Origin of the sequence: Xanthomonas cannabis pv. cannabis, assembly GCF_000802365.1 — a bacterium.
GTDB classification, from domain to species: Bacteria; Pseudomonadota; Gammaproteobacteria; order Xanthomonadales; family Xanthomonadaceae; genus Xanthomonas; species Xanthomonas cannabis.
Genome location: NZ_JSZE01000178.1, coordinates 1 through 5,011, shown reverse-complemented (window position 1 = coordinate 5,011; position 5,011 = coordinate 1). Strand labels below are relative to the sequence as shown.

At 68.0% G+C, this 5,011-nt stretch carries 5 protein-coding genes; 3 read left to right on the top strand and 2 right to left on the bottom strand.

The features are described 5' to 3' along the window. The 3 genes from OZ10_RS19555 to OZ10_RS19545 form a co-directional block, all read left to right on the top strand. The coding region (locus OZ10_RS19555; protein WP_039566713.1) for a PPC domain-containing protein at window positions 1-272 on the top strand (272 nt) is incomplete at its 5' end. A 266-nt stretch (window positions 273-538) separates the two neighbouring features. After that, window positions 539-1,948 (top strand): S8 family peptidase, encoded by a 1,410-nt coding sequence (locus OZ10_RS19550; RefSeq protein ID WP_039566709.1) that lies wholly within the window; start codon window positions 539-541, stop codon window positions 1,946-1,948. Between the two features lie 328 nt (window positions 1,949-2,276). Further along, window positions 2,277-3,974 carry a S8 family peptidase gene (locus tag OZ10_RS19545; protein ID WP_039566708.1) on the top strand — a complete coding sequence of 566 codons (1,698 nt, stop codon included), beginning with the start codon at window positions 2,277-2,279 and terminating at the stop codon, window positions 3,972-3,974. A gap of 215 nt (window positions 3,975-4,189) precedes the next feature. On the opposite strand, the gene ybaK is transcribed toward OZ10_RS19545, so the two are convergent. After that, window positions 4,190-4,663, bottom strand: a complete 474-nt coding sequence (gene ybaK / locus OZ10_RS19540) for a Cys-tRNA(Pro) deacylase (protein WP_039566705.1) — start codon at window positions 4,661-4,663, stop codon at window positions 4,190-4,192. A gap of 4 nt (window positions 4,664-4,667) precedes the next feature. Next, window positions 4,668-5,011 (bottom strand): asparaginase domain-containing protein (locus OZ10_RS19535; RefSeq protein ID WP_039566702.1); only part of this gene is annotated, 344 nt, incomplete at its 5' end.

The following is a 5,011-nucleotide window of genomic DNA, read 5'->3' as shown; positions in this document are numbered from 1 at the left end:
GCCTGGGCGCGGCCACCGGTGCAGAGCTGAACTACACCATCGCGGTGCCGGCTGGCAGCGGCACGCTCACCGTGGCGATCAGCGGCGGCAGCGGCGATGCCGACCTGTACGTGCGTGCCGGCAGTGCACCGACCGACACCACCTACACCTGCCGGCCCTACCGCAGTGGCAATGCGGAAACCTGCAGCATCACCGCGCCGTCGGGAACCTATTACGTGCGGGTCAAGGCGTACAGCACGTTCTCCGGCGTGACCCTGAGGGCCAGCTACTAGGGCCTGGTTGTTCGACGCCGCGTTGCGCTGCCGGTCACGTGCCGGCAGCCCCACCGGCGGCGCCTCACCTCATCTGCGATGTCTCGCCCACGTCTGCCAGTTCGGCAGGCGCCGGCGGCGCATTGCCGCTCGGCCGGCAAGGACACCGGTCAGTCGTTTCGACGGGCGTCACCGCCCGTGCGTTCCGGCCCGATCCGCGGTGTGCGGCACGGGGCCGGCCATCTCGCCGCAACCGCGGCACTTCATGAAAAACTGAGGAACGATCGATGTCCAATGTGTCGCAACGTCGTGCACCCGCACGCGCCCTGGTCGTGCTGGGTGTTTCCGCGCTGACCTGTCTGCTGGCCGTGCCGGCGTTCGCCGGTCAGGTCAATCTGTCCGGCTTGGAGTCGCAGCCCACGCTGGACCGGTTCATCGTCAAATACAAGGACGGCAGCAGCCCGGCGGTGAGCCCGACATCGATGCGCGCCTCGCTCAATGCCGTGGCCACCGCTGTGCCGGCACGTGCCGGTCGCGCGCTGGGCCTGAATCATGTGCGCCGCACCGCACTCGGGTCGGAAGTGCTCAAGGCCAGCCGTGGCCTGGACCGTGCCGAAGCCGAAACGCTGATGCGCCGCATCGCCGCCGATCCGAGCGTGGATTACGTCGAGGTCGATCAGATCATGTACCCGGTGTTGACCCCGAACGACACCCGCCTGTCCGAGCAGTGGGGCTTTGGCACCAGCGCCTCCAGCATCAACGTGCGCCCGGCCTGGGATACCGCCACCGGCACCGGCGTGGTGGTGGCCGTGATCGACACCGGCATCACCAGCCATCCGGATCTCAACGCCAACGTGCTGCCGGGCTACGACTTCATCAGCGATGCGGCGCGTGCGCGCGACAACAACGGGCGTGACAGCAACCCGGCCGACCAGGGCGACTGGCGCGCGGCCAACCAGTGCGGTACCGGCATTCCCGCCGCCAACTCCAGCTGGCACGGCACCCACGTGGCCGGCACCATCGCGGCGGTGACCAACAACAACAGCGGCGTCGCCGGTACTGCGTTCAATGCGCGCGTGGTCCCGATCCGTGCGCTGGGCCTGTGTGGCGGCGCCACCTCCGACATCGTCGATGCCATCGTCTGGGCGTCGGGCGGCACCGTGTCCGGCGTGCCGGCCAATGCCAACCCGGCCGAGGTGATCAACATGTCGCTGGGCGGCAACGGCACCTGTTCGGCCAGCTACCAGAACGCGATCAACAGCGCGGTGTCGCGCGGCACCACCGTGGTGGTGGCGGCCGGCAACAGCAATGCCAACGTGGCCAACTTCACCCCGGCCAGCTGCGCCAACGTGATCTCGGTGGCCTCGATCACCTCGGCCGGCGCGCGTTCGAGCTTCTCCAACTTCGGCACCACCATCGATATTTCCGGCCCCGGCTCGTCGATCCTGTCCACGCTCAACAGCGGCACCACCACCCCCGGTTCGGCCAGCTACGCCAGCTACAACGGCACCTCGATGGCGGCCCCGCATGTGGCCGGCGTGGTGGCGCTGGTGCAGTCGGCGGCCAGCCGTCCGCTGACGCCGGCGGCGGTGGAAACCCTGTTGAAGAACACCGCCCGTCCGCTGCCGGGCGCCTGCTCGGGCGGCTGCGGTGCCGGCATCGTCAACGCCGCCGGCGCGGTCAGCCAGACCCCGTAATGCGGCGACGACTGTGACTGCCGGCATCGACGTCGGGCCAACCCCGACGCAGCTGTCGGTGTTTTGAAACCTGCACTGCCCCGCTTCGGCGGGGCAGTGTGCGTTCGGGCAGCGGCAATTGCCGCGCTGCCAGCGCAGGCCGGCCGTAACGGCTGAATGAAGCGCATGCGGGCGCAGCGTGGCCGCTTCAGCGCCACCTGCGGCACGCCGATAGCCACCCCACGTGAGGCATGCGCCATCTGCCTGCCCACGCATCGGGCAAGGCGCATCGCCGTGGCGTTAGCGCGTTGCCATCCGGGTTGCCAGCTCCTTGGGGAGGGATGGATTCATGTCGTATCACTCAGTTGGCGCATTGCGCCGCATTGCACTCGTCTGTGCGTTGTCATGCACGTTTCATGCCGCCGCCGGCGAGGTCAGCCTGCAAGGCTTGAACTCCAGCAGCAGCCATCAGCGCTTCATCGTCAGCTACAAGGACCGCGTCGGCAGCAGCCGGGCGACCGGGTTGTCTGCGCCCTGGCGCGACATCGCCCGCGCGGTGCCGGAAGCGCGCGGACGTGCGCTGGGCTTGTCTGCAACGCGTCGGCTCAGTACCGGTCCGATGCTGTTGGTGGCCGATCGCAAGCTGGACCGTGTGGACTCGGAAAGCCTGATGCGCCGCCTCGCAGCCGACCCGGCGGTCAAGCGCGTGGAAGTGGACGTGCTGATGCGTCCGTTGCTGGTGCCGAACGACCCGGGCGTGCCGCAGCAGTGGGCGATGGGCACGACCAGCGCCGGTCTCAACATCCGCCCGGCCTGGGACCGCACTACCGGCAAGGGCATCGTGGTGGCGGTGATCGATACCGGCATCACCAACCATCCCGACCTGGCAGCGAACGTGTTGCCCGGTTACGACTTCATCATCGATCCTGCGACTGCGCGCGACGGCAGCGCGCGCGATGCCAATGCCGCCGACCAGGGCGACTGGACCGCCGCCAACGAATGCGGCCCCGGTGCGTCCGCGTCCAGCTCCAGCTGGCATGGCACCCATGTCGCCGGCATCGTGGCGGCCGTCGGCAACAACGCGGCGGGTGTGGTCGGCACCGCCTTCAACGCCAAGATCCTGCCCCTGCGAGTATTGGGCCGATGCGGCGGCTACATGTCCGACATCGCCGATGCGATCGTCTGGGCGTCCGGCGGCAAGGTCAATGGCGTGCCGGCCAACCCGAACCCGGCCACGGTGATCAATCTTTCGCTCGGCGGCTACGGCAGTTGTTCCACAACCCTGAGCAACGCCATCACCGCTGCGGTGACGCGTGGCAGCGCGGTGGTGGCGGCGGCCGGCAACAGCAATATGGATGTTTCCACCAGCGTGCCGGCCAACTGCCCGAACGTGATCGCGGTGGCAGCCACCACCTCGGCCGGCGCCAAGGCCAGCTTCTCCAACTTCGGCACGGGTGTGGATATCGCAGCGCCCGGGCAGTCCATCGTATCCACGCTCAATACCGGCACCACGGTACCTGGCAATGCCGCATACGCGGGTTATAGCGGTACCTCGATGGCGGCGCCGCATGTGGCCGGCGTGGTGGCGCTGATGCAGTCGGTGGCCCTGAATCCACTCGCCCCGGCCACGGTGAAGGCCTTGCTCAAGAGCAGCGCGCGGCCCTTGCCGGTGGCCTGCGCGCAGGGCTGCGGGGCAGGGCTGGTGAATGCCGACGGCGCGGTGACGGCGGTGATCGAGTCGACCACCTTGACCAGGAATGTGGCTCGCACCGGGCTGAGCGCAGCGCTTTCCGATTCGCTGTATTACCGGGTCAACGTGCCGGCCGGCACGCGCACGCTCAAGGTCGCGCTTGCCGGTGGCAGCGGCAATGCCGATCTCTCGTTACGGGCCGGTGCATTGCCGACCGATGCCGCGTACAGCTGCCGCAGCATGTTGCCGGGCAATGGCGACAGCTGCACGCTGGCCGCGCCCGCAGCCGGCGTGTACTACGTCCGCTTGAAGGCGACGCTGGGCTTCTCTGCGGTCAGCGTCACTGCGGCGTATTGAGGGGTTCCGGCGCGGTGCTGCTGCCGCGTCGGGAGACGCTGACGAGTGCCGCGGCGTGGGCAGTCGTCAGCGGTGCGGGGAGCCTGGCGCGACGTCGATTGGAAGTTGGATACTGAAGTCGAAGTCGAGGTTCGACCGAGATGTCGCGTATGAGCCAGGATTCTAAGCGAGGAACGTGCGCACCAGCGGGTGCGTGCGGCAGCGCGCTGATGCGTCTATTCGCACAGCGCACAGGCGCGTGCGGCCAGTGCCTGTAGCAGCTGGGCGCCGGGCAATTCCAGCAGCAAGCCACGCTGGCCAGCGTTGATCCATAGCGCGGGTGCATCCAGTGCGGTGGTGTCGACCAGCACCGGCGCCTGCCGTTGCTGGCCGAGCGGGCTGATGCCGCCGACCTTGTAGCCGGTGCGGCGTTCGGCATCGGCCACCTCCATCATGCGTGCCGACTTGCCGCCGTACGCGCTGGCGAGTTTCTTCAGCGACACCCGGCGGTCGCAGGGAATCACCACGCAGACGGCGTTGTCATCGACCCACGCCATCAGCGTCTTCAATACGGCGTGCGGCGGTAGCCCCAGCGCCTGTGCGGCTTGTAATCCCTTCGCATCGGCATCGGCCTGATAGGCGTACGGATGCAAGACATAGCCCACGCCGGCCGCGTCCAATGCCTTGGTGGCGCGGGTGGCCTTGCTCATCGTGTCAGATCGATTCGAAACGGTTGGCCGCCACGTTCTTGCGCACCTTTTCCGGGTTCCAGATGCGGCCGTTCATGGCGATGTAGACCCCGGCCGGCAGCGATTGCACTGCGCCGACCGCGCAGCCGATATTGAATTCCGCATCCGAGCCGCGGAAGCGCGCCGGGTTCAACGCACCGGTCATCACGATGGTCTTGTCGGCGATTGTCTGCAGCACCTTGCCGGTTTCCACCATCGAGTCGGTGCCGTGGGTGATCAGCACGTGGCGGGTGGGTTGGGCGGCGATGGTGGCGCGGATCAGTTCGCGGTCGGCCTCGGTGATGTGCAGCGAGTCCTTGCGGATGATCG

What these genes read in the sequence shown, in the direction of transcription:
- OZ10_RS19550 (WP_039566709.1), top strand. Translation starts at nt 539, where the DNA reads ATGTCCAATGTGTCGCAACGTCGTGCACCCGCACGCGCCCTGGTCGTG.
- OZ10_RS19545 (WP_039566708.1), top strand. Translation starts at nt 2,277, where the DNA reads ATGTCGTATCACTCAGTTGGCGCATTGCGCCGCATTGCACTCGTCTGT.
- ybaK (WP_039566705.1), bottom strand. Translation starts at nt 4,663, where the DNA reads ATGAGCAAGGCCACCCGCGCCACCAAGGCATTGGACGCGGCCGGCGTG.